The 23757-nt window shown below is 74.7% G+C and carries 12 protein-coding genes and 2 pseudogenes; 8 read left to right on the forward strand and 6 right to left on the reverse strand.

The window, feature by feature from the left end:
• The first annotated feature begins 3 nt into the window (after positions 1-3).
• The 4 genes from ACSMXO_RS25770 to ACSMXO_RS25785 all read left to right on the forward strand — a co-directional run bounded on the left by ACSMXO_RS25770 (position 4) and on the right by ACSMXO_RS25785 (position 8487).
• Positions 4-3774, forward strand: a complete 3771-nt coding sequence (locus ACSMXO_RS25770; RefSeq protein ID WP_455414126.1) for a beta-ketoacyl synthase N-terminal-like domain-containing protein — start codon at positions 4-6, stop codon at positions 3772-3774.
• A 74-nt stretch (positions 3775-3848) separates the two neighbouring features.
• Entirely contained in the window at positions 3849-5498 is a 1650-nt protein-coding gene (locus ACSMXO_RS25775; RefSeq protein ID WP_455414127.1) for an ArnT family glycosyltransferase, read from the forward strand.
• Positions 5495-6901, forward strand: coding sequence for an MATE family efflux transporter (locus ACSMXO_RS25780; RefSeq protein WP_455414128.1), 1407 nt, complete (start codon positions 5495-5497; stop codon positions 6899-6901). The genes ACSMXO_RS25775 and ACSMXO_RS25780 overlap by 4 nt, the downstream gene beginning before the upstream one ends.
• Positions 6898-8487: an ArnT family glycosyltransferase gene (locus tag ACSMXO_RS25785; RefSeq protein ID WP_455414129.1), complete on the forward strand. Its 1590-nt coding sequence runs from the start codon at positions 6898-6900 to the stop codon at positions 8485-8487. The genes ACSMXO_RS25780 and ACSMXO_RS25785 overlap by 4 nt, the downstream gene beginning before the upstream one ends.
• 178 nt (positions 8488-8665) lie before the next feature.
• Here the strand turns inward: ACSMXO_RS25785 and ACSMXO_RS25790 are convergent, their stop codons facing one another.
• The gene (locus ACSMXO_RS25790; RefSeq protein WP_346256888.1) at positions 8666-8872 is read right to left on the reverse strand and encodes a hypothetical protein; all 207 of its coding nucleotides are present in this window, start codon (positions 8870-8872) and stop codon (positions 8666-8668) included.
• Positions 8873-9357: 485 nt separating this feature from the next.
• On the opposite strand from ACSMXO_RS25790, the gene ACSMXO_RS25795 reads away from it, so the two are divergent.
• The 4 genes and pseudogenes from ACSMXO_RS25795 to ACSMXO_RS25810 all read left to right on the forward strand — a co-directional run.
• Positions 9358-10638, forward strand: coding sequence for a helix-turn-helix domain-containing protein (locus ACSMXO_RS25795; protein WP_455414130.1), 1281 nt, complete (start codon positions 9358-9360; stop codon positions 10636-10638).
• Entirely contained in the window at positions 10638-11675 is a 1038-nt protein-coding gene (gene hppD / locus ACSMXO_RS25800; RefSeq protein ID WP_346256890.1) for a 4-hydroxyphenylpyruvate dioxygenase, read from the forward strand. Before ACSMXO_RS25795 ends, hppD begins: the two co-directional genes overlap by 1 nt.
• A 1-nt stretch (position 11676) precedes the next feature.
• Positions 11677-12711, forward strand: a pseudogene (locus tag ACSMXO_RS25805) (alpha-hydroxy acid oxidase); the annotation flags it as partial.
• A gap of 288 nt (positions 12712-12999) precedes the next feature.
• A pseudogene (locus tag ACSMXO_RS25810) lies at positions 13000-14064 on the forward strand (aminotransferase-like domain-containing protein); the annotation flags it as partial.
• Between the two features lie 52 nt (positions 14065-14116).
• On the opposite strand, the gene nth reads toward ACSMXO_RS25810, so the two are convergent.
• From nth to ACSMXO_RS25835, 5 genes are all read right to left on the reverse strand, one after another.
• Positions 14117-14869 (reverse strand): endonuclease III, encoded by a 753-nt coding sequence (gene nth / locus ACSMXO_RS25815; protein ID WP_346256892.1) that lies wholly within the window; start codon positions 14867-14869, stop codon positions 14117-14119.
• Between the two features lie 150 nt (positions 14870-15019).
• Positions 15020-15877, reverse strand: a complete 858-nt coding sequence (gene pyrF / locus ACSMXO_RS25820) for an orotidine-5'-phosphate decarboxylase (RefSeq protein WP_455414131.1) — start codon at positions 15875-15877, stop codon at positions 15020-15022.
• Positions 15874-16596, reverse strand: a complete 723-nt coding sequence (locus ACSMXO_RS25825) for an HAD family hydrolase (RefSeq protein WP_455414132.1) — start codon at positions 16594-16596, stop codon at positions 15874-15876. Before ACSMXO_RS25825 ends, pyrF begins: the two co-directional genes overlap by 4 nt.
• A complete protein-coding gene (locus ACSMXO_RS25830) occupies positions 16597-20553 on the reverse strand; it encodes a non-ribosomal peptide synthetase (protein WP_455414133.1) in 3957 nt (1318 codons plus the stop codon).
• The gene (locus tag ACSMXO_RS25835) at positions 20550-23747 is read right to left on the reverse strand and encodes an amino acid adenylation domain-containing protein (protein ID WP_455414134.1); all 3198 of its coding nucleotides are present in this window, start codon (positions 23745-23747) and stop codon (positions 20550-20552) included. The genes ACSMXO_RS25830 and ACSMXO_RS25835 overlap by 4 nt, the downstream gene beginning before the upstream one ends.
• Positions 23748-23757: the final 10 nt, after the last annotated feature.

Genomic DNA, 23757 nt, shown 5'->3' on the forward strand with positions numbered 1-23757 from the left:
AGCATGGACATCGCAATCATCGGCCAGGCCGTCGAGATCCCGGGAGCCTCCGATCCGCAAGGCTTGTGGGAGCTGGTGGCGGCCGGTCGCAGCCTCACCCGACCGTTTCCGGCCCGGCGCCGGCGCGACGTCGAGGAGTTCGTCCGTCACCGGGACCGGACCGCCCTCGGCCAGCGGCCGGATCTGGCCGGTCCCGAGTACCACCGGGCCAGCTACCTGGACCGGATCGACCTGTTCGACCACGAGTTCTTCGGGATGACCCAGGCCCAGGCGGCGCTCACCGACCCGCACCAGCGGCTCATGCTACGGACGACCTACCGCGCCCTCGAGGACGCCGGCTATGTGGGCGAGCGGGTTCGGGGAAGCCGGACCGGTGTGTACGTCGGCTTCGCCGCCAATCCCGGCGGTGACTACGCCGAGTACTGGTCGACGATCGACTCCTCGGTGAACCAGCTCGGCATCACCGGCAACATCCCGACGATGCTCGCCAACCGGCTGTCGTACCTGCTCGATCTGTGGGGTCCCAGCATGGTGGTGGACAGCGCCTGCTCGGCGTCGCTGGTCGCGGTACACCTGGCCCGGACGGCTCTGCTCGCCGACGACTGCGACATGGCCGTGGTGGCTGGCTCCCGGGTGATGCTGCTGCCGGTCAAGCGCGCTTCCCACCGGATCGGGATCGAGTCGTCCGACGGCACGACCCGGACGTTCGACGACTCCGCCGACGGCACCGGGATGGGCGAGGGGGCCGGTGCCCTGGTGCTCAAGCGCCTGGACCGGGCACTCGCCGACCGCGACCAGGTCCTCGCGGTGATCAAGGGCAGCGCGGTGAACCACGACGGCAATTCCGAGTCGATGACCGGGCCGGACGCGCAGTCGCAGGCCCGGCTGCTGGCCTCGGCCTGGCAGCGGGCCGGGATCGACCCGCGCACCCTGGGCTATCTGGAGGTGCACGGGACGGCGACCCGGATCGGCGACCCGGTGGAGATCGACGGCTTGACCCGGGCGTTCCGCAGGGTGACCGACGAGCGCGGCTTCTGCGCGGTCGGCACGGTCAAGACCACCGTCGGGCACCTCTTCGAGGGGTCCGGAGTCCTCGGGATGATCAAGGCGGTGCAGGGTTTGCGGAACCGGCAGATCGCCCCGCTGTCCTACCTGCGGCAGCCCAACCCCGACATCGACTTCGCCGCCTCCCCGGTGCGGTTGCCGACCGAACTCGAACCGTGGCCGGAGCGCGACGGGGTCCGCCGGTGCGGGGTGAGCGCTTTCGGTCTCGGCGGCACGAACGCGCACGTGGTCCTCGAGGAGTACGTCGATCCGACGGCCGAGGCGCCGGTGTCCGAGCCCGACGCCCGGCTCGGATACCTCTGCACGCTCAGCGCCCGGACCGACCGCTCGCTGCGGCTGATCCTGCACGCGCTGCGGGACCGGCTGGCCCGCGGCGACCTCGACCGGCGGCTCGCGGACGTCTGCTACACCGCGAACGTCTCGCGCAGCCACCACGAGCGCCGGGTCGGTCTGGTGGTCCGGGACATCGGCGAACTGCGGGACGGGCTGACCGCGATCCTTGCCGGTGACCCGCCCTCGGCGCGTACCGACGCCGGTGACCCGCGCCCGGAGCCAGCCGGCCGGGACGAGCGCGACCGCCTGCTGGAGAGGCTGCGGGTGGGCTGGCAGCAGGGCGACGACGTCGACCTACTGCAGCAGTTCGCCGACGGGCATCCGGGCCCGGCTCCGCGGACGGTCAGCCTCGTGCCGTACCTGTTCGACGAGACCCGCGCCTGGGTACCGTTCCCGGACGACTGGGAGTCACGCCTGCTCGGGGACAGCCGGCCGGTCGGGCAATCCGGCGCCTACCAGGTAACCTTCGTCCCGGTCGACGGCGCGGCGAAAGCCACCACCCCGGTGTCGGCGGTCGCACTCGTCGACCGGGACGCGCCGGACACCGGGCCCCGGCTGACCGCAGCGCTGCCCGGCGTACGGCTGGTCAGCCCGCCGCCGCCGGACCCGGACGCGCCGGACCGATTCTCCGCGACCACCGACCGGCTCCTCGCCGACGAGCCGACCCACCTCGTGTTCGCCCTGGGCTTCGAACCGCGACCGGCCGCCGATCTGGCGGAGTTCGACCGGCGGGTCGAGAAGAACGTGGTCGGGCTCTTCCTGTTGGCCAAGGAGCTGATGCAGCGGGCGGCCCAGCTGACGTTGGTGGTGCTGACCCGCAACGCCCTGGCGGTCGAACCGGGCGTCGGGGCGGTCGCCGAGAACGCCGCCCTGGCCGGACTGGCCAAGACGCTGATCCAGGAGTACCCGACACTGAACGTCCGCCTGGTGGACACCGACGACGCCACCGCCGATGAGGTGCTGGGCCGGGAACTGCTCGCCGACTCCCCCGGCGTCTACGCGCTGCGCGACGGTGTGCCACACGCCGAACTGTTCAGCGAGATCCCCGAGCTGACACCCCGGGCCGATCTCGACACCGAGCCGCTCCGGCCCGGGGGCGCCTACCTGATCAGCGGCGGTACCGGCGGCCTCGGCCTGGCCATCGGGCACCGCTTCGCGCAGCAGGCGCCCGGCGTCCGCCTGTACCTGACCGGCCGGACTGCGCTGCCGCCCCGCGCGGAGTGGGAGCGGCTGGCACACACCCCGGACGGCGGCCCGCTGGCCGACCGGGCGCGCGCCCTGCTGGACCTCGTCGAACTCGGGGCCGACGTCCGGGTGGAGGCCGGCGACGCCGGGGACGAGGAGCACCTCACCGACCTGGTGTCTCGGATCCGGCGCGAGCACGGGCGCCTCGACGGCGTGGTGCACGCGGCGGGCATCCCGGGCGAGAACCTGATCATGTTCCGGACGGCCGAGGACTTCCGGCGAGTACTCCGGCCGAAGATGCGCGGCGGCTACCTGCTGGATGCCCTGACCCGGCACGATCCACCGGACTTCGTCGTGCACATGGCCTCGGCCGCGGCGGTGTTCCCGTCGCTGGGCCAAGCCGACTACGCGGCGGCGAACTACTACCTGGACACGGTGGCCGTGGCGGCGTCCACGGTCGGCGACGCCTGCGGAGCCGACCCCAGCCAGAGGTCCACGGTCGGCGACGCCTGCGGAGCCGACCCCAGCCAGAGGTCCACGGTCGGCGACGCCTGCGGAGCCGGCCCCAGCCAGAGGTCCACCACCGCCCGCCGGGTGCTGGCGATCGACTGGGTGGCCTGGCGGGACACCGGCATGGCGGTGACCACGGGCGCGAACGAGGACGGCGTGTTCCGGGCCCTGCGTACCGAGGAAGGGCTGGACCTGCTGATGGCCGGGCTGCGCTCGGATCACCGGCGCTTCCTGGCCGGCCGGATCGACTACACCAGCGAGCTGGTCGCGATGCTGCCGGCGCAGCGGATGGCGCTGTCGGACGAGATCGCCGAGCGGGTTGACGCGGCGGCGGTCGCCGCGGCGGACCGGCTGGAGCAGCTGGCCGAACGGAACCGGGCCGCGATCCAGGCGGTCGCCGTCGATCTGGTGGGCCGGCCCGACGGGGAGTACTCCGCCGTGGAGCTGACCGTGGCCAGGTGTCTCGCGCACGCGACCGGCGCCCGTACCGTGCCGATCGACGCGGACCTGCGGACGCTGGGTGTCGACTCCCTCGGCGTGGTGGCCGTGACGAGCAACCTGAGCAGCGCCCTGGGGCTGAGCATCGACCCGGTCGACCTGCTCGGAGCCGCCTCGGTGCAGGCCATCGCCGAGACGATCGAGTCCGGCTACGGAACCGAGTGGGCGGACAGCTACGAATGAACGTTTCTCCACCTGGACCGCGCGGTGCCGGTGCACCGACTTCCATCGGCGGTCACGAGGGACCGCAAGGGGAGATGGAAAAAGGTTCACTGGTGCCCGGAGCGGTACGGCTGCGGCCCGGCCCCGGCACGTCCGCCGTGCCCATGGCCGGCCTGGCAGTGCGGCGCCCGGAACTGGTGGTCGCCGCCGGGTTGTTCGGGCTGCTGATGGCGACCGCCGGACGGTACGGCTGGTTCATCGACGAGCTGTACTTCATCCGGGCCGGCGCGGAACCGGCCTGGGGGTATCCGGACCAGCCGGTCTTCAACCCGGTCGCGGTGCACGCCCTCTTCGCGCTCGGCGACGGGCGGCTGGAGGTGGTCCGGGCGGTGGCGGCGCTGGCCAGTTGCGGGGCCGTCGTCGTCGCCGGATCCCTGGCCGGCCTGCTCGGCGGCGGCCCGGTCGCTCGGCTGCTCGCGGCGGGGCTGTGGGCCGCCTCGGGCACCGCGCTGACCACCGGGCACCTCTTCGTCACCGGGACGTTCGACGTGCTGGCCACCGCCGTGCTGTGCTGGTGCCTGGTCCGGGCCGGCACCTCCGCCGACCCGCGCTGGATGGTCCCGGCGGGGCTGGCCCTGGGGCTGGGGCTGACCAACAAGGTGCTCGTCGGCGTCGCCGCCGGCTGCCTCGCCGTCGCCGTGCTGCTGGTCGGTCCCCGCTGGCTGCTGCGCTCGTGGTGGACCGCGCTCGGGGCGGTGCCGGCCGTGCTGGCCGCCGCGCCGTACGTCTACTGGCAGGCGACGCATGGCTGGCCGCAGGCCGAGGTGGCCGACTCGATCGCGGCGCTGGCGGAGAGCCGACCACTGGGCCAGTTGTGGGGCCAGGCAACCATGCTGGCGGCCCCGGCCCTGCCGCTGTTTCTCGGTGGACTGTGGTACGTCTTCCGCTCCGAGCGGCTGCGCCCGGCGCGCGCACTCGGCCTGGGTTACCTGCTGATGCTGGTCCTGGTGATGGCCATGCGCGGCCGGGGCTACTACACCTGCGGCATGGGCCCGGCGCTGGCCGCGCTGGGTGGTCTGGCCGGGGAACGGTGGCTGGCTCGCGGCCGCCGGGCCACCGCCGCGATCCGGCCCGGCTCCGGCACCACGGCGGCCGGCGGGGGCGACCGGCGACCGCTCCCGTGGCGTCCGGCGGCGCTGGCCACCATGCTGGCGGTGGCGTTCGTCGTCGACGTGCTGTGCTGCCTGCCGGTGATCCCGGTCCGGCACCTGCAGGCGAGCGGGGTGGGTCGGCTGAACCCGATGATCGTCGAGGAGGTCGGCTGGCCCGAGCTGGCGCGTACCGTCTCGCGGGTCTGGCAGCAGATCCCGCCGTCCGACCGGGACCAGGCGGTGATCTTCACGACCAACTACTCCAACGCCGGGGCCCTGGACGTGTACGGAGCCGCGCTGGGGCTGCCGCGCGCCTTCAGCGGGCACACCGGCTACGCCCAGTGGGGACCGCCCGCCGGCACCGGGCCGGTCGTACTGGTGGGGTTCGAGAGTCCGGCCGTGGTCTCCGCGGCCTTCCGGGACTGCCGCCAGGCAGCGGTGGTCGACAACGGCGTCGGGCTGTCGAACAACGCGCAGGGCCAGCCGGTGCTGCTCTGCGCCGGCACCACCCGGCCCTGGCCGGAGTTGTGGCCGGCGCTGATCCACTACGACCTCGGGTACGGGCGGACGCTACCGGGCGTCCGGGGCCGGTGACCGCCGAGCGGGCCGGGCCGGCGGCGCCGCACCGGCCCGGGACGGCCACCGACGAACGGGACCCGGCCGACCGCACCGACCTGACCCGCGGCCCGGTGCTGCGCCGGACGGTGTCCTACGCGCTGCCGGTTGCCGGGTCGAGCCTGCTGCAGCAGTCGTACCTGCTGGTGGACGGCGCGGTCGTGGGGCACTTCCTGGGCAGCCCGGGCCTGGCTGCGGTGGGCGCCGCCCAGGGGCTGGTGTACCTGTTGTCGACCGGGTCGTACGGGCTCGCCGGGGCCTTCTCGATCCGGATCGGACAGCTCACGGGCGCCGGGCAGGATCCCCGTGCCGCCCAGCGCGCCTTGGCCACCGGCACGGTGCTCTGGTCGCTGGTCGGCGTCGGCCTCACGCTGGCGCTCGCCGGACCGGCCTTCGCCGCCATGGGCGTCGGCGCGCAGGTGGCGCAGGACGCCCGGCTGTTCCTCACGACGTACTCTGCCGGGCTGCTCCCCGTCTTCGGGCTCACCGCGATCGCCGCGGTCTACGGCGGCCGCGGTGACTCCCGCGCCTCGATGCTGCTGCTCGGCCTGGGCAACCTGCTCAACGCCGGGCTGGTGTGGTGGTTCGTCGGGCCGCTGGAGCTGGGACTGGCCGGGGCGGCCTGTGCGACGGTCGGCGCGAGCGCGCTCGCCGCCGGTGTGGGCCTGTCCGGGCTGGCCCGGCAGCGCGGCGGCAGGTCCGGGAGAGCGCCGACGGCGTCGGCCGTGCGCCGCGAGTTGCGTACCGGGATCCGGATCGGCCTGCCGATCACGGCGCAGCACCTGGTGATCGGGCTCGGCGCCACCGTGCTGCTCGGGATCGTCGCGGGCCTGGGGACGGCGGTCCTCGCCGGGATCACCGTCATCGTCCGGTTGGAACTGTTCGCCTCGTTGGTCTTCCTTGCCCTGGCGTCCGCGCTGTCGGTGACGGTCGCCCAGAACACCGGGGCCGGTCACCCCGACCGGATCCGGACGGCGCTCGCCGGGTGCGTATGGCTGACCGTCGCGTTGAGTGTGCCGGTGTCGGTCGGCCTGGTCACCTCCCGTGACCTGGTCGCCGGACTGTTCGTGTCCGATCCCGTGGTGACCGGGATGATCGGACGATACATCGCCATCACGTACCCGTTCTTCGTCTGTTACGCGCTGATGGTCGTCATCCACGGCTACGTCACCGGCCTCGGCCGTACGACGATCCCGCTGGTCTGCACCCTGCTCTCCTTCGCGGCCGTCCGTCTGCCGCTGTCGGCGCTGCTCGGCGACCGGTTCGGCGTGGACGGGCTGATCTGGGCGGTCGTCGTCGGCTGGGTTGTCGGCCTGGGCTACACGGTGCTCGCGGTGACCGGCGGCCGCCGGGTCGGCGTCACCCCGGCGAGGTGGCCATGACCAGTACCCGGCGCACCGCTCACCTCCGGGCCGCACTGCCGCTGGCGGCCTGCCTGTCCGTCGTGGCCGTCCTCTACGGGACCAACCTCGGTGGCTACCCGGAGTTCGGCAACGACGACGAGGGCACCTACTACGCCCAGGCCTGGGCCGTGGTCACCGAGGGGCGGCTCGCGCACTACACCTACTGGTACGACCATCCGCCGCTGGGCTGGATCCAGTTGGCCGCGTTGCTGCGCCCGGCGCAGTGGCTGTCCGGCGGTCAGCCGGCCCTGGTCGGCGGGCGAGCCGTGCTGGCGATGGTCATGGTGGTCTCCGCCGCCCTGCTCTACCGCGTCGCCCGCAACCTCGGCATGCCCCGGAGCGGGGCGTCGGCGGTCATCGGGATCTGGTGCCTGTCGCCGCTGGTGCTCTGCTACGGCCGGCAGATCCTGCTCGACAACATCGCGCTGATGTGGCTGCTGGCCTCGCTCGCGACGGCGACCGGCTCGCCGCGCTGGCGCCGCCCGGTGCTGTCCGGGGTGTGCTTCGGCGTCGCGATCCTCAGCAAGGAGACCGCCGCCCTGGCTGGGCTGGGCATCCTGGTCGCGCTGCTCACGTCGGGCGAGGGCCGGCCCCGCTCGTCCGGCGCCGGCCGCTGGCTCGCCGCGGCCGGTCTGGTCGTGGGCGGCTGGGTGGTGTGCGTCGCGATCGCCAACGACATCTTGCCGTTGCTCGGGGCGATCGAGTGGCAACTGCACGGTCGCGGCGGCTCCGGGTCCCTCCTCGATCCCGGCTCCACGGCCCGTCGGATCGTCGCGTCGTGGTGGTCGCTCGACCCGTACCTGCTCTCGCTCGGGGTGGCCGCCGCCCCGCTGGGCCTCGCCCGGCGGGCCACCCGCGGTGTCGCGTTGATCCCGGTCGTGCTCGCCCTGGCCGGGTCGCGGCCCGGCGGCTACCTGCCGGCCATGCACGTGATCACGATGCTGCCGTTCCTGGCGCTGCTGATCGGGTACGCGGTGTGGCAGGGCTGGTGCGCGGCGACCCGCCTGCCCGGCCGCCGGTCGGCCGGGGCCCGCGTCGCGGTGGCGGTGCTGGCCGCTGCGGCCGTCCTGGCCGCGGCCCCGTCGTGGGTGGCGGGCACCCGGACGGCCCTGACCGTGGACGCGAACGCCCCGTACCGGCAGGCGCTGTCGTTCGTCGCCGCCAGCCTGCCCCGGGACACGGTGGTGCTCACCGACGACGACACCTGGAACGATCTGGTCCGCCTCGGGTGGAGTGGGAATGGGTGGGACGGCGCCGTCTGGCACTACAAACTGGACCGCGATCCCGAGGCTGTCACCGAACTGCCGAACGGGTGGCGCGACGTCGACTACCTCCTGGCCGGCCGGGCGATGGAGTCGCTGCTCGGCACGCCGGCGATCAGTTGGGAGCAGGCGCCCGAGGTGGTGAGCGCCTGGCGGAACAGTTCGGTGGTCGCTTCCTGGGGACCGCCGGACTCGCCGGTCGTACTGCGCCGGGTCGACCCGGCCGGCAGTCTGGGCTGCCGGCGGCGGGACTGCCCGGCGCGGGAGCCCGGCTGGACGACCGGCGAAACCGGGCGGCGGTGACGCCGTCGTCCACATTCCGTTCCTCGCCGAGTGCGTCAGACTCCGGACACGCGTGAGCCCGCACCGTTTCGGCGCGGGCTCGTGCAGTGAACCTTTCAACCTCCTCCTGCGGTCCGGCGGACCGGGAGGTCGGAGGCGGCGCGTGAGCGCCGCGCGGTTCAGGTTGAAAGGTGCGATGTCAGCCGTCCTGGTCCCACGGCCAATCGTCGGTCGGGTCGTCGGGGTCGTCGGGGTCCTGGGTGACGACCGTGATGGCCGCCATCTGGACGAGACCGGAATCGGGCGCCTCGCCACTTCCCGCGGCGTGCGCGGAGGCGGCGACGGTGAGCGGCAGGAGGGCGCCTGTCACAAGTACCGGAACAAGCAGTCGGAGCCTGAGTCGCATGGGGTGATCCTCTCTTGAAGAGTCGCATTTCGGGCGTCGAAGGTTGCCTTCTGGCGCCCATCCCGGGTCTGCCAGCCGGCTCGGCGTTCGTAGCGGCATTCAGACGTCATTGACCGGCGTTCACCGGCCACCATGTCGCGTCAGGCCGGAGCAGCCGCTGCGGTGGCAGCGGAGGCGGCCACGCTGGCGGCCGCGCCGGCGAACAATTCGGCGGCGAGGACCAGGCGCAGCGCCTTGGTGAGCTGTGGCATGAGAGGTGACCCTTTCGGGAGATGTACCCGACGTGACTTGGACTTGACTTGAGTTAACTAGGTGATGACTACGGTATGCAAGACCGTCACGTCGAGGCAAGGCCCTGTCACGAACTTTCGCAACACCGGCACGCCGATCGGCCGCCGCAGATCGCTCTTCATCCGTATGGTTGACTGGAGTCAGGGAGCCGTTACAGTAGTAACGTAACTCCAGTTGATGAGGTGGGTGCGAGGGTGGATCGACGGGCGGAGTTCGGGCGGCGGCTGCGGACGCTGCGGGAGTCGAAGGGTCTCACGCAGCGCGAGCTGGCCGGCGACTTCGTCACGCCGAGCTACGTCTCACGGCTCGAGGCGGGACGGCGCCGAGCCACTCCGGACGTGCTCCGCAACCTGGCCGCCGCGCTCGACGTGAGCGTGAGCGATCTGCTCGGCGAACCGCCGGCCGACGCCGGAACTCCATCCCCGGACACGTCCCTTCTCGACGAGGTGCTGAGCCCACACCCGGAGGACGCCGAGGACTACGCGGCCGCCTCGGCGGCCCTCGCGGTCACCTGGCGAGCGGCCCGGGCGGCCGGCGACTTCCACCTCGCCGCCGCGTCCGGGATGCGCCGACAGCGCATCCTCGCCGCGCTGGACGACGGGACGGCCCGGATCGAGTTGCTGGACGAGCTGGCCGCCCTGCCGCAGATCGGCCGGCACCCGTGGCTGCACACCATGGTCGAGGCGGACCGGGCGGCCGAACTGCTCGCCCGCGGCGATCTCGGTCGCGCGCGCGAGCTGGCCACCGCCGCCGCGGAGCGGGTCGGCGGCACGCCGCTGGCGCACACCGCCACTCACGTCGAGGTGCTCGCCGTCCTCATCGCCATCCTCGTCGAACAGCTGGAGACCGAACCGGCGCGAACCGCGATCGACACGTTGCTGCGGGTCGCCCGAGCCACCGGCCGCTCCGCGGTGATCGGCCGGGCCCACGAGGCCGCCGCGCTGGCGCTCGCCCGGATGGGTTTCCCGGAGCAGGCCCGCGACCACCTGGACCGCGCCCACCGCACGCCGGTACTGCCCACGCTCCCGCTGCACGAGTGGATACGGCTGTGCCGGACCTCCACCTCGGTCCTGCTCGACACCGGCGGGGATCTCGCCGACATCGGCAACTGGCTGCAGAACGCCGAGACCGCCGCACGCCTGCTCGCACTGCCCGCCGAGCGGCGCCGGGTGCTCCTGCTGCGGGCCCGGTACGAACTGGCGGCCGGGCTCAGCGCGCGCTGCCTGCGCACCACCGAGCTCATCCTGACCGACCCTGGCGGACTGCCGCATCTGGACACGGTGCGCACCCGCGTCACCCGGGCCCGGGCGCTCGCCCTGGCCGGACAGCGCACCGAGGCCGTCCGGGACCTGCGCGAACTCGCGCTCCTCGCCGAGGACCTGCACTCCTACCGGATGGCGGTGCAGATCTGGCGGGACATCGATCACTTGCGCGCGCCGGACGAGCCGGCCCGCCGACCGGAGGGAGAACCCTGATGACCGTACGCACGATCAGCCATGTGGAGCTGATGACCGAGGACGCGGACGCCGCGCTCGGCTACTTCGTCTCGGCCTTCGGGTTCACCCCGGTGGCCCGGGCCGAGCGGCCGGACCGGACCTCGACCCTGCTGCGCGGCGGGGTGAACATCGTGGTCACGGCGCCGCGCGGCGCCGGTCCGGTCCGCGACTACCTGGACGGGCACGGTGACGGCATCGCCGATCTCGCGTTCACCTGTGACGACCCCGCCGAGATGATGCGGCGTGCGATCGCCGCCGGAGCGCGGGCGTTCCCGGCCGGGACGCTGGGCGCGCCGGCCGTCGAGGGCTTCGGCGCGGTCCGCCACACCCTGCTGCCCACCTCGGTCACCGATCCCGGCTGGCTGCCGGGCGCCGGATGGTACCGGCTCGGCCCGGTCCCGCCGGCCGGCGCCGACCTGGATCTGGACCACGTCGCCGTGTGCCTGACCGCCGGCACCCTGCGCGACACCGTCGAGCACTACGAGCGCGCGTTCGGGTTCGAGTGGTTCTCCGGCGAGTACATCGAGGTCGGCGCGCAGGCGATGGACTCGATCGTGGTCCGTACCGGTGACGGCGCGACGTTCACCATGATCGAGCCTGACCCCACCCACGAGCCCGGCCAGATCGACGACTTCCTGCGCGGCAACAACGGGCCGGGCGTGCAGCACCTCGCCTTCACGGTGTCGGACATCGTGGCGGCGGTGCGCGAGCTGTCGTCCCGCGGGGTGGGCTTCGCGCGGACGCCGGGCTCCTACTACGACACCCTGCAGGCCCGGGTCGGGCACCTCGACGAGCAGCTCGGCGACCTGCGCGAGACCAGCGTGCTGGCCGACCGCGACGAGTGGGGATACCTGCTGCAGATCTTCACCCGCCCGCCGCACTCGCGGCCGACGCTGTTCTACGAGCTGATCCAACGGCACGACGCCCGCGGCTTCGGCTCGAACAACATCCGAGCGCTGTACGAGGCAGTCGAGCGGCTGCGCGCCGAGTCGCTCACCGGATCGGGCCGGGCCTGACATGACGTACCTGGGAATGGCCGCCTTGGCCGCCCGGGCGCAGCCGCTGTTCGACCCGGCGGCCTGGGACTTCGTCGCCGGCGGATCGGGTGACGAGCGCACCCTGGCGGCGAACCGGACGGCGTTCGAGGCGATCCGGCTGCGTCCCCGGATGCTGCGCGGGATCGCCGCCGCCGACCCCGCGGTCCTGGTGTTCGGCCGGCGCTGGTCCGCGCCGGTCGGGGTCGCACCGATGGCCTACCACGGTCTGGCTCATCCGGGCGGCGAGCCGGCGACGGTGGCCGGGGCCGGCGCGGCCGGGCTGCCGGTGATCGCCCCGATGCTCTCCGGTCACCCGCTCGAGGACCTGGCCGCAGCGGCCCGGAGTCCACTGTGGCTGCAGCTCTATCCGCTGCGGGACCGGTCCGTCACCGCCGACCTGCTGGCGCGCGCGGAAGCGGCCGGCGTCGAGGCGATCGTGCTCACCGTGGACGCGCCGCGGCTGGGCGACCGCCGCCGGGACAGGCGGTCCGGCTTCCGGCTGCCGCCCGGCCTGGCCCCGGCCAACCTGGCGCCGTACGGGGTGGCGGCCGACCCGTCCGATCCGGCGGCGCACACCGCGGCAGCCTTCGAGCCGGCGATCGGCCCGGAGTACGTGGCCTGGCTGGTGTCGCGTACCCGGCTGCCGGTGGTGGTGAAGGGCGTGCTGCGCGGCGACGACGCGGCTCGGGCGGTGGAGTCCGGCGCGGCCGGTGTGCTGGTGTCCAACCACGGTGGGCGGCAGCTGGACGGGGCGATCGCGGCGGTGGACGCTGTCGCCGACGTCGCGGCGGCGGTGGACGTACCCGTCTTCGTCGACGGCGGCGTCCGCGGCGGCGCCGACGTCCTGGCCGCGCTGGCCCGGGGCGCGACCGCGACCTTCGTCGGTCGGCCGGTCCTGCACGCGCTCGCCGTCGGCGGCGCGTCCGGGGTGCAGCAGGCACTGGCCGGGCTCACCGAGGAGTACGCCGACGCCCTGCTGCTCGCCGGGTGCCGGGACAGCGACGATGTCGACCAGTCCCTGCTCGCCGACGGCTCCGGCGTCGCCCGCCACCGCAGCGGCCCGGGCGACCTGGACGCCGGCGACCTGGACGCCGGCCTTCTGCACGGCAGCGTCACCGACCCGCTGCTCGACACGATGACCTTCCTCAACGAGGTGACCGAACGGTTCCCGGACGCGATCTCGTTCGCGCCCGGACGGCCGTACGACGCCGACTTCTCCCTCGACGACGTACTGGCCGACATCCGCGCGTACGTCGCGCACCGGTCCGCCGGCGACGACCCGGGTGCGGTGCAGCGGAGCCTGCTGCAGTACGGCCCGACCAGCGGCCTCGTCGGCGATCTGATCGCCCGGCTGCTGGCGTCGTCCGAGGACGTCCACGTGCCGCCGGAGTCCATCGTGGTCAGCGTCGGCGCGCAGGAGGCGCTGCTGCTCGCGCTCCGGACGCTGTTCGCCGCGCGGGACGACGTGCTGGTGGTGCCAGCGTCCTGCTACGTCGGCGTCTCCGGGGCGGCGCGGCTGCTCGACCTGACCGTCCGGCCGGTTCGCGAGACCGCGGACGGGATCGACCTCGGCGAACTCGACCGCGTGGTCCGGGCCGAGCGGACGGCCGGACGCCGGGTACGGGCCTGCTACGTCGTCCCGGACACGGCCAACCCGTCCGGCGCCACGCTGAGCCGGGCGGACCGGGTCGCCCTGCTGTCCGTGGCCCGGCGGCACGACTTCCTGATCCTCGAGGACAGCCCCTACCGGGTGTTCGCCGGGCCGGACCCGATGCCGTCGCTGAAGTCGCTCGACACCGGCCGGCGCGTGGTGCAGATCGGCTCGTTCGCCAAGACCGCCTATCCCGGACTGCGGGTCGGTTACCTGGTCGCCGACCAGACCGTGCGCCACCCGGACGGGCGCCGCACGATGCTCGCCGACGAGATCGCCAAGGTCCGCAGCATGGTCACCTGCAACGCCCCCGGCCTGACCCAGGCGGCGCTCGGCGGGTTCCTGCTGCGGCACGACTTCCGCCTCGACAAGGCCACCGCGACCGCCGCCGCGCACTACCGGCAGACCCTGGACGAGGTGCTCCGGACGCTGGACGAGTGCTTCCCGGCCGGCGAGCGCGAGCGGCTCGGCGTCGGGTGGAACGTCCCCGACGGGGGCTTCTTCCTGCGGCTGCGGGTCCCGTTCCGGGCGGACGAGGCGGCGCTGCGGCGCAGTGCCACGGAGTACGGGGTGATCTGGACCCCGATGGCGTTCTTCACCCTGGACGGCGGCGGTCGCGACGAGATCCGACTGTCGTGCTCCGCGCTGGACCCGGCCCGAGCCCGCGACGGGATCCGGCGGCTCGCCCGGATGATCCGGGACCATCACCAGAGCTGACGCGTCCGCCGCCGCCCGGGGTCCCTTTCCGGGGCGGCGGCAGACCACGGCGTCAGGATTTGACCATACCCGCCGCGCGCTCCGGGTCGGTCTCGCCGACGCCGTACGACGGGCACAGCGCGGCGAGCGGGCAGGCGCCGCAGGCGGGCTTGCGGGAATGGCAGATCCGCCGGCCGTGCGCGGTTGCCCGGTCGGCCAGCGGCGCCCAGTCCCGGCGCGGGAACAGCGCGGTGACCTCCGCCTCCACGTCGGCCGGATCCCAGGCGTCGGTCCATCCCCAGCGCGCGGACAGCCGGCCCACGTGGGTGTCCACGGTGAGCGCGGGTCGCCCGTACGCGTTGGCCAGGACCATGTTCGCCGTCTTGCGGCCGACCCACGGGATGGCGACCAGGGCGTCCAGGGTCCGGGGCACCCGGCCCAGGTGCTCCGACACCAGCCGCCGGGCGACCTTCTGCACGGCTTCGGTCTTGAGCCGGTAGTAGCCGACCGGGCGCAGCATCTCCTCCAGGTCGGCCGGGTCGGCTCCGGCTAGTGCGGCCGCGTCCGGGTACGCCGCGAACAGTTCCGGCGTCACCGAGTTGACCCGTTCGTCGGTGGTCTGCGCGGCCAGCACCCCGGCCACCAGTAGCTGGAACGGGTCGTCCCAGCGCAGTTGCAGGCGGGCGCCGGCGTGCCGCTCGGCGAGGATCCGGTGGATCTGCCGGGCCCGCCGGACCAGACCCAGGCGGGTCTCCCCCGGCCGGGCGGTGAAGTGCTTCGACGGCCCGCCCTCACGTTCCGGCCGGACCAGGACGGCGCTGGTCATGCCCCCTCCTCGCTCCGCTCGTCGGCGTCATGACCTTTAAGCCTGGGCCGGCTGATGCCCTCGCTCCGCTCGGTCACGCCCCCTCCTCGCTCCGCTCGTCGGCGTCATGACCTCTAAGCCTGGGCCGGCTGATGCCCTCGCTCCGCTCGGTCACGCCGGCACCTCCACGGCACTGCGCCGCGCCGCCACCTCGGCCTGCCAGGCGGACAGGGAACGGCGCAGCGCCGCCGGGTCCGGGCCGTGCCGCAGCACCCCGGTGGTGACCGTCAGCATGGCCCGTCCCGGCCCGAGCAACCGGCACGGCCCGACGACCTCGTCCGGGTCGCGGTCGGCCCGCCCCAGCCCGGGCACCTCAACCACCGCGTCGCGCAGCCGTCCCAGCAGGTCGGCGGACTCGGGGGCGCGGGCGCCGACCACCGCCGCGGCCGGGCCGGCGTCGCCGTACCCGTCGTTGGCCGCGGCCACCGCGTCGGCAAGGTGCTGGGCGACGGTCCGCCCGTCCGGCAGCACCGCGGTCTGCGCCTCGGTCGCGCCGTGGTTGGAGGTCCGTACCAGGACGAACACCGCCGTACCGGTGCGGTGCGCGTGGCGCAGCAGCGGCGCCAGGGTGCCGAACCCCATGAACGCGGCAGCGCTCACCGCGTCCGCCCGCAGCACGCTGTCCGGTCCCAGGAAGGTCGCGGCCAGGTCCGCCATGGTGTCGTCGGCGTCGCCGCGCTTGGCGTCGGCCAGGACGAGCATGCCGCGGTCGTGGGCGGCGTCGGTGAACTCGCGCAGCAGCTCCAGACCGGCGGGACCGTGTCGCTCGAAGAACGGGGTCTGTACCTTCACGGCGCCGATCCGGTCGCCCGCCGCGTCGAGCACGATCCGGCAGTAGGCGCGGGCGCCGGTCAGGTCCGGAGAGAGATCCCAGGCCCGCAGCCACTTGTGTGACGGGGCCACACCGAGGCAGAGCGGGCCGCGGTCGGCGGCGAGGCGGGCCCAGCGGTGGGCGAACGGCGTTGTCACGGGCAGGCTCCTTCGGGGGCGGGTACGAACAGCGGGACGAGTTCGGCCAGGCCGGTCACCACCGGCGGGCCCGGTTCGGTGCCGGTGGCCGCGCGGTCCAGCCAGTAGCCGGTCAACCCGGCGGCGGTGGCCGCGCGGGCGTCGTGGTCGAGGTGGTCGCCGACGTACGCGGCCTCGGCGGGCGCCACGCCCAGCGCCGCGCAGCCGGCCCGGAAGATTCCCGGATCGGGCTTGCCGATCCCGCCCGCGTCGTCCACGCACACCATCGCCTGCAGCCGGTCGCGCAGGCCGACGAGACGCAGCCGGCGGTCCTGGTTGGCGTGGCCACTGTTGCTGACCGCGCCGACCCGGATGCCGGCGGCGCGCAGGGCGTCGAGCGCCGGCCCGGCATCCGGGAACGCGCGCAACGCCCGCTCGCAGTGCCGCAGGTACCCGGCGAACCAGGCGTCGGCCGCGCCCGGTCCGGCGGCGAGCGGGAGACCCAGGTCGGCGCAGACCGCGCGGGCGCGGCGGCGACGCTGCTCCAGGAAGGTCAGGTCACCTCCGGTGAACCGGGCGAAGAAGTGTGCGCCCCAGAACCGCCAGCGTTCCCGCGCCACCGCGGTCTCCGCCGGGTCGAGACCGGGCCGCAGGTCGGCGAGATGGCGGCCGAAGCCCTCCGCGTCCGCGCCGCGGAAGTCGAGGAGCGTGTCGTCCACGTCGAACAGGACCGCGCGCATCTACCGCTCCCGACCCGCCGCCACGGCCCGGATCAGCCGGGCGGTGAGCGCGGCGCCCGAGCCGGACACGACGTCGTAGTGGTCGGCGCCCGCGCGGGACACGTGCAGGGATTCGGAGAGCGCGCCCCACCGGTCCAGGTCGGGCCGGTGGTCACCGGCCACCACCAGGTGCACCGGGCCGGGGTGGGGACGCGGCCGGAAGGCGCGCAGGGCGCGCTCGTTGCCGGCGAAGGTTGCCCACCGCTCGGCGAGCACGTCCGTGGTCAGCCCGGTGTCCGGCAGGTCGCGCAGCACTCCCGCCAGCACCTCGTCGACCGGCCGGTCGTCGGCGTCCGGGGGCAGGGCCGGCGGTTCGGCGCCGAGCAGGCGGGCGAGGTCGTACACGAAGGACTGCAGGGTCGAGTACGGGCCGTCCGGTGCGCCCAGCTCGTCCGGCAGGCCGGAGTCGATCGCGACCACCGGCAGGGTGGTCCCGGTACGCTCGCGCATCCGGCGGGCCAGCTCCAGCGCGACCACGCCCCCCATCGACCAGCCGGCGAGTACGCCGGGCGCCTCCGGGCCGAAGGCGATCAGCTCGGCGAGGTACCGGTCCGCCATCCCGCCGACGTCCGGCACCTGGCCGGGCGCGCTGGCCAGGGCGTGCACCGGATGCCCGGCGAGGTGCGCGGTGAGTTCGCGATAGCCGAAGACCGAGCCACCGACCGGGTGCACCAGCACGATCGGCGCACCCGTACCCTCCCGCCGCAACGTCACCAGGCTGGTGCGGCTCGCGGACCGGTCCGAGCCGGATCGGAGCCGGGCGGCCAGCGCGGCGACGGTGGGGGTCTCGAACAGCGCGGCGGGCGGCAGGTCGTAGCCGATCTCGCGGGCCCCGGTGGTCACCCGGATCGCCAACAGCGAGTTGCCGCCGAGGTCGAAGAAGTCGTCGTGCACGCCCACGGTCTCCCGGCCGAGCGCGGCCGCCCAGATCCGGGCCAGTGTCTCCTCGGTGGCGTCGCGCGGTGGCCGGCCCGCCACGACCGCCGGCTCGGGTGCGGCGGCGGCCCGGCGGTGCAGGGCCGCCCGGTCGACCTTGCCGTTCCGGGTGACCGGGAACGCCGGCACCGGGATCAGCCGGTCCGGGATCATCGGACCGGGCAGGCGGCCCCGGCAGTACGCGCGGACGTCGTCCGGGTCGGCGTCGCCGAGCAGGAAGCCGGCCAGGTAGTGGGTGCCACCGCGGGGCACGGCGACGACCGCTGCACCGGTAACGCCGGGGCAGCCGGCCAGCACCGCCTCCACCTCCCCGGGTTCGACCCGGTACCCACGGATCTTGATCTGGTCGTCGGCGCGGCCGACGAACTCCACCGTGCCGTCGTCGTGCTGCCGGCCCAGGTCGCCGGTGCGGTACAGCCGGGCGCCGGCCGGGCCGTACGGGTCCGGGACGAACCGGTCCGCGGTCAGGCCGGGCCGGCCGTGGTAGCCGCGGGCCAACTGCACGCCGCCGAGATACAGCTCGCCCACCGCGCCGGGCGGGACCGGACGCATCCGGGCATCCAGCACGTACATCGTCGTGTTGGCGATCGGCCCTCCGATGCGGACGGTCGTGGTGTCCGCCGGAACCGGGTGGCAGGTCACCGCGATCGCCGCCTCGGACGGGCCGTACGAGTTGAGCAGCGGTACGCCGAGCCGGGTGTGGCAGCGCCGGACGAGTTCCCGGGGGAGCGCCTCGGCGCCGACCACCACGGTCCGTACCGCCGCCCAGCCGCCGAGGTCGGCCTGGTCGAGCAGTGCGCGCAGCACCGACGGCACGATGTCCAGCACGGTCACCCGGTGCGTGGCCATGATGTCCAGGAGTCCGCCCGGATCGGCGCCGTCCGGGGCCGGGACCACGGTTGCGCCGCTGGTCAGCGCGAGGAAGACCTCCTCCAGCGCGAGGTCGAACCCGCCGGCCGCCTGGTGCAGGATCCGGTCACCGGGTCCCAGCCGGATCAGGCCGGCAGCGGTGCGGATCTCGTTGCTGAACCCGGCGTGGGTGTTGACGACGGCCTTGGGGACGCCGGTCGAGCCGGAGGTCGAGACGAGGTACGCCGCCGACTGCGGGTGCAGCGCGACGTCGAGCGGGGTGTCCGGGACGTCCGGACCGGTCTCGGTCTCCGCGGCCGTGCTGAGCGTGCACACGGCGCCGGCATCGGCGATCTGCCCGGCCCGGCGCTCCGCCGGGGCGAACGGGTCGAGGACGAGCACCGCGGCGCCGGATTTGAGCACGGCGAGCAGCGCCACGACGCGCTCCGGCCCGCGGGGCAGGGCGACCCCGACGCAGGTGCCGGGTCCGGCGCCGCGGGAGGCGAGGACCCGGGCCAGCCGGTTGGCCCGGCGGTCCAGGCCGCCGTAGGTCAGGGCGCCGCCGGTCCAGCACACGGCGATCCCGTCCGGGTCGGCGGCGGCCCGCGCCTCGACCAGGGCGTGCACCCGGAACTCCGGGTCGTGGCCGCCCGCCGTGTCGTTCCAGGCGTACAGGACCCGCTCGCGCTCGGCCGGGTCGAGCAGGTCGACGTCCGCCACCGGACGGTCCGGGTCGGCCAGGGCGGCGAGGGCGCGCCGGTACGCCGCCGCGAACCGGGCCACCGCGTCCCGCCCGAACCGGGTGCCGTCCCAGCTCCAGATCGCGGTGCAGGTGCCGCCCTCGTCGACGACGTTGAGGGCCAGATCGAACGGCTCGTGCACGACGTCGACGTCCACGGTGGACGCGCGGTACCCGGCGAACGTCTCCCGGGCAGGCTCGGTGCGGAACGTGCTGAACGAGGCGTGGAACGGCATCCGGCCGGCCGGGCGCCCCTCGCGCAGCGCGTCGGCCAGGCGGTCGAACGGGAGGTCCTGGTGGCCGAGCGCGGTCAGCGACTCGCGCCGGGCGGCGAGCACGAGGTCGCGCATGGTGGCGCCGGGGTCGACGCGCAGCCGGGCGATCACGTTGTTGCTGAAGAAGCCGATCAGCCCGGCCACGGCGGGATCGGTGCGGCCCGCCGTCGGCATCCCGACCAGCAGGTCGTCACTGCCGCTGAAACGGTGCAGGACCAGGGCGTACGCGGCGAGCATCGGGGCGAGCAACGTGCTGCGGGTCTCGGCGGCGAGCGCCCGGGCCGGCTCGACGAGCGCGGCGGGCAGGGGGCCGTCGACGAGGATGTCGCCCGAGCCGCGACCGTTCTCGCGTGGCCGCCCGGTGGGCAGGTCCAGGTGGGCGGGGGCGTCGCGCAACGCGTCGGCCCGAGCGCCGGCCACGGCACGCAGCCGCTCCGGCGGCCACGCCCGGCGCTCGGCCACGGCGATGTCGCGGTACTGCCGGGCGGGCGGCGGCGGGTCGTAGCGACGTCCGGCCGCGAGCGCGGCATAGCAGTCGCCGAGCTCGGTCCGGGCGATCTCGAACGACCAGGCGTCGGCGGCGATGTGGTGGGTGGCGAAGGACAGCACGGTACGGTCGCCGGGCAGCCGGATCAGCCGGCCCCGGGTCATCGGGCCGGTGCTCAGGTCGTACCCGCGGCTGTAGTCGTCGCGCAGCACCTCCTGGACGCGCGCCTCGACCTCGGCCTCCGGGACGTCGCGCAGGTCGTCGATGCGCAGCGGCGGGTCCTCGTCGGTGACGATCTGCCGGACGCTTCCGTCGCGCTCCACGAACCGGGTACGCAGCACCTCGTGCCGGGCGCGCAGCCGGCGCATCGCCTCGGCTACCAGGTCCGGGTCGAGCGGCGCCTCGACCCGGAGCGCGATCCCGGTGGCGTACAGGACCGAGTCGGGATGCAGCCGGTCGTGCACCCACAGGCGTTCCTGGGCGAACGACAGCGGGGCATCAGCCGGGGTAGGTGTGGGCGCGGCCGGGCCGGGACGCGGGGCGACGGCGGGGGAACCGCCGCCCCGCAGCCGCCGGGTGAGCAATGCCTGCTGGGCCGGGGTGAGCCGGGCCGGGCTGCCGGCGACCGTCATGACAGCCTCCGCAGCAGCTCGTCGGCCTCGTCGTCGCCGAGCGCCAGGATCTGGGCCACCAGCAGCTCCTCGACCAGGGCGGCCTGCTCGGTGACGGTCTGCCGCTCGAACAGGCCGTTGAAGGCCACCTCGACGCCGAATTCGGACCCCAGCGCGAACGCGAGCCGGGCCAGGGTCAGCGAGTGGCCGCCCAGGTCGAAGAAGTTCGCTGTCGCCGACACCGTGTCCAGGCCGAGCAGCTCGCCCCAGATCCGGGCGACGACCTCCTCGGCGGGGCCCTGCGGCCGGTCCGCCGGGTCGCCGGTCACCGGGCCGGGTTCGGGCAGGGCGGCCCGGTCGACCTTGCCGGTCGGGGTGAGCGGGAATGCGTCGAGCGTCACGAACAGCGACGGGACCATGTAGTCGGGCAGTCGTTCACGCAGCATCGCGCGCAGCGCGGCGGGAGTGGGCACGTCGCCGGTCAGGTGCCCGATCAGCCGGGCGTCGCCGCTGGCGTCCCGGCCCGCGGTGACCACCGCACCGGTGACGCCAGGGCACCCGGTCAGGGCCGCCTCCACCTCGGCGGCCTCGATCCGGAAGCCGCGGACCTTGATCTGGTGGTCGTCGCGGCCGAGGAAGCGCAGCAGCCCGTCCGGTCCGACCCGGACGATGTCACCGGTCCGGTACATCCGGCTGCCCGGCGGGCCGTACGGGTCGGGCACGAACTGGGCCGCGGTCCGGGCCGGCAGTCGCGGGTAGCCGTGCGCGAGCGCGGGGCCGCCGATCACCAGCTCCCCCGGCGCGCCAGGCGGCACCGGCCGCAGCCGGGCGTCCAGCACGTACATGGTGTGGCTGGGCAGCGGCCAGCCGATCGGGGTGTTCGCGGCGTCCCCGCCGAGCCGGTGCAACGACGCGAAGATGGTCGCCTCGGTCGGGCCGTACGAGTTGTACGCCTCGGCGACGTGCTGGCTCAGCCAGGCCGCGACGGTGGCCGGCATCGCCTCGCCGCCGCAGAGCACCTGGATGCCCGGGTCGGGCCGCCAGTCGAGCTGCGCCAGCAGGCGCCACAGCGACGGCGTGGCGTGCACGGTGGTGGGCCGCCACCCGTCGATCAGGGCGGCCAGCGCGCCGGGCTCGGTCGCCTGCACGGCGTCGGCGACGTAGACGTGACCGCCCGCGGTGAGCGGCAGCAGCAGTTCGAGCTGAGCGACGTCGAACGCGACGGTGCTGACCGCGACGAACCGGGTGTGCCGCCCGAACCGCAGCTCCGCCCGGAGCGCGCGGAACACCCGGGACAGGGCGGCGTGCGGGACCGCGACGCCCTTGGGCCGGCCGGTCGACCCGGACGTGTAGATCAGGTACGCGGGCCGCTCGGGTGAGCGCGGCACCGGATCCGGGACGGCGTCCGGGCGTTCCGCGTCCACCTCGACCACCGGGATCCCGTCCGCCAGCCCGGCCGGCGCGCCGTCGGTGACCAGCGCCCGGGCGCCGCAGTCGTCCAGCACGTAGCGCAGCCGGTCGGCCGGATGCGCGGGGTCGAGCGGCACCCAGGCGGCGCCGGTGCGGGCCACCGCGAGCAGCACCGCGGGCAGCTCGGCCCGCCGGCCGACCAGCACGCCGACCCGGTCGCCGGGCCGTACGCCGAGGCTCTGCAGGTGGGCGGCGAGGCGGTCGGCGTACCCGGTGAGCCACGCGTGGTCGCGCTCACCGAACGCATCGGACACCGCCGGGCCAGGTCCGGCCGACCACACCGCCGCGCACAGGTCGGTGCCGGCGTCTTCACCGCAGAGACCGGCCCGGCCGCGGCGCAGCAGGTCGTCGTGCTCGACAGGGGTCAGTACGGGCAGGTCGGCGACCAGGCCGGCCGGAGCGGCCACCGCGGCGGCGACCAGGCCGGAGAAGCGCCCGGCCAGTGCGGCCACCGTGCCGGCGTCGAAGAGTTCGTCGTCGAAGGCCCACACGGCAGCGATCCCTCCGTCGGCGGTACCGGTCAGGTCCAGGGCGAGGTCGTACAGCGCGACGCCGCCAGGCAGGTCGTACGGGGTGACGGCGGCCGGGCCCAGCGCGCCCAGGGCGGGCTCGGCGGGCCGGTACGAGAAGGTGGTCTGGAACAGCGGCGTCACGCCGGTCCCGCGCGCCGGCCCGACCGCTTCGACGAGGCGCTCGAACGGCACCTCGGCCTCGAAGGCGGCGAGTACCCGGCGGTGCTCGGCGGCGATCAGCTCGGAGACCGTCCCGGCGGCGCCGATGTCGCCGATGTCGCCGCGCACCACCAGCATGTTGAGGAAGCACCCGATCAGCCGGTCGATCTCGGGCCGGCCGCGCCCGGCGGCCGGGATGCCGATCACCACGTCGCCGGTCCCGGCGTGCCGGCCGAGCAGCACCCGGTACAGGGCGAGCAGGAGGGTGAACGGGCTGACCTTCGCGGCCCGGGCGGCGGCGTGCACCTGCGCGGCCAGGCCGGGCGGCAGTGTCGTGCGGTGGAAGGCGCCCAGCCCGGAGCGGGTGGCCGGGCGGGGCCGGTCGTGCGGCAGTTCCAGGCTGTCCGGAGCGCCCTCCAGCGCCCGCCGGGCCGCCTCGACCCGCGCCGGCAGGCGGTCGCCGCGTGCCTGCGCGTGCTGCCACAGGGCGTAGTCGGCGTACTGGACCGGCAGCTCGGGCAGCTCGGCCGGGCGGTTCGCCAGCCCGGCCGCGTACGCCTCGCGGACCTCGTCGAAGAGCAGGCCGACCGACCACGAGTCGGAGGCGATGTGGTGGACGGTGAGCACCAGCACGGCGTCGTGCGGGCCGCGCGGGATGAGGCGCACCCGCAGAGGCAGGTCGGTCGCCAGGTCGTAGCGGTACTCGGCGGCCGTTGCCGGCTCCAGGTCCGGGTCCACCGCGAAGTCCACCGTGGCCCTGGCCGCCACCACCTGCACCGGCCCGTCGGCGCCCGGCCGGTACCGCGTCCGCAGCACCTCGTGCCGGTCGACGACGGACTGGAAGGCGTCCCGGAGCCGGTCCGCGTCGACCGGGCCGCTCAGCCGCACGGCCAGCGGGACGCAGAACTGCTCCGGCCGGGCGGCCATCCGGTCGGCCAGCCAGAGACGCTGCTGCGCGAAGGACAACGGCGCCGGGGCCGCCGGGTCGCGGCGCGGTACCGGGCGGGCCTGCCGGGCGAGCAGGCGTTCGGCGAGGAGCCGGCGTCGGTCGCCGGTCAGCGTCGGTGCGGACATGGCGTCTCCC

The sequence above is a fragment of the Plantactinospora sp. DSM 117369 genome (genome assembly GCF_053764795.1).

Excerpts from the sequence above, each read along its gene's own strand:
- ACSMXO_RS25770 (WP_455414126.1), top strand. The coding sequence starts at position 4 with ATGGACATCGCAATCATCGGCCAGGCCGTCGAGATCCCGGGAGCCTCC.
- ACSMXO_RS25775 (WP_455414127.1), top strand. The coding sequence starts at position 3,849 with ATGGAAAAAGGTTCACTGGTGCCCGGAGCGGTACGGCTGCGGCCCGGC.
- ACSMXO_RS25785 (WP_455414129.1), top strand. The coding sequence starts at position 6,898 with ATGACCAGTACCCGGCGCACCGCTCACCTCCGGGCCGCACTGCCGCTG.
- ACSMXO_RS25790 (WP_346256888.1), bottom strand. The coding sequence starts at position 8,872 with ATGCGACTCAGGCTCCGACTGCTTGTTCCGGTACTTGTGACAGGCGCC.
- hppD (WP_346256890.1), top strand. The coding sequence starts at position 10,638 with ATGACCGTACGCACGATCAGCCATGTGGAGCTGATGACCGAGGACGCG.
- nth (WP_346256892.1), bottom strand. The coding sequence starts at position 14,869 with ATGACCAGCGCCGTCCTGGTCCGGCCGGAACGTGAGGGCGGGCCGTCG.
- ACSMXO_RS25825 (WP_455414132.1), bottom strand. The coding sequence starts at position 16,596 with ATGCGCGCGGTCCTGTTCGACGTGGACGACACGCTCCTCGACTTCCGC.
- ACSMXO_RS25830 (WP_455414133.1), bottom strand. The coding sequence starts at position 20,553 with ATGACGGTCGCCGGCAGCCCGGCCCGGCTCACCCCGGCCCAGCAGGCA.
- ACSMXO_RS25835 (WP_455414134.1), bottom strand. The coding sequence starts at position 23,747 with ATGTCCGCACCGACGCTGACCGGCGACCGACGCCGGCTCCTCGCCGAA.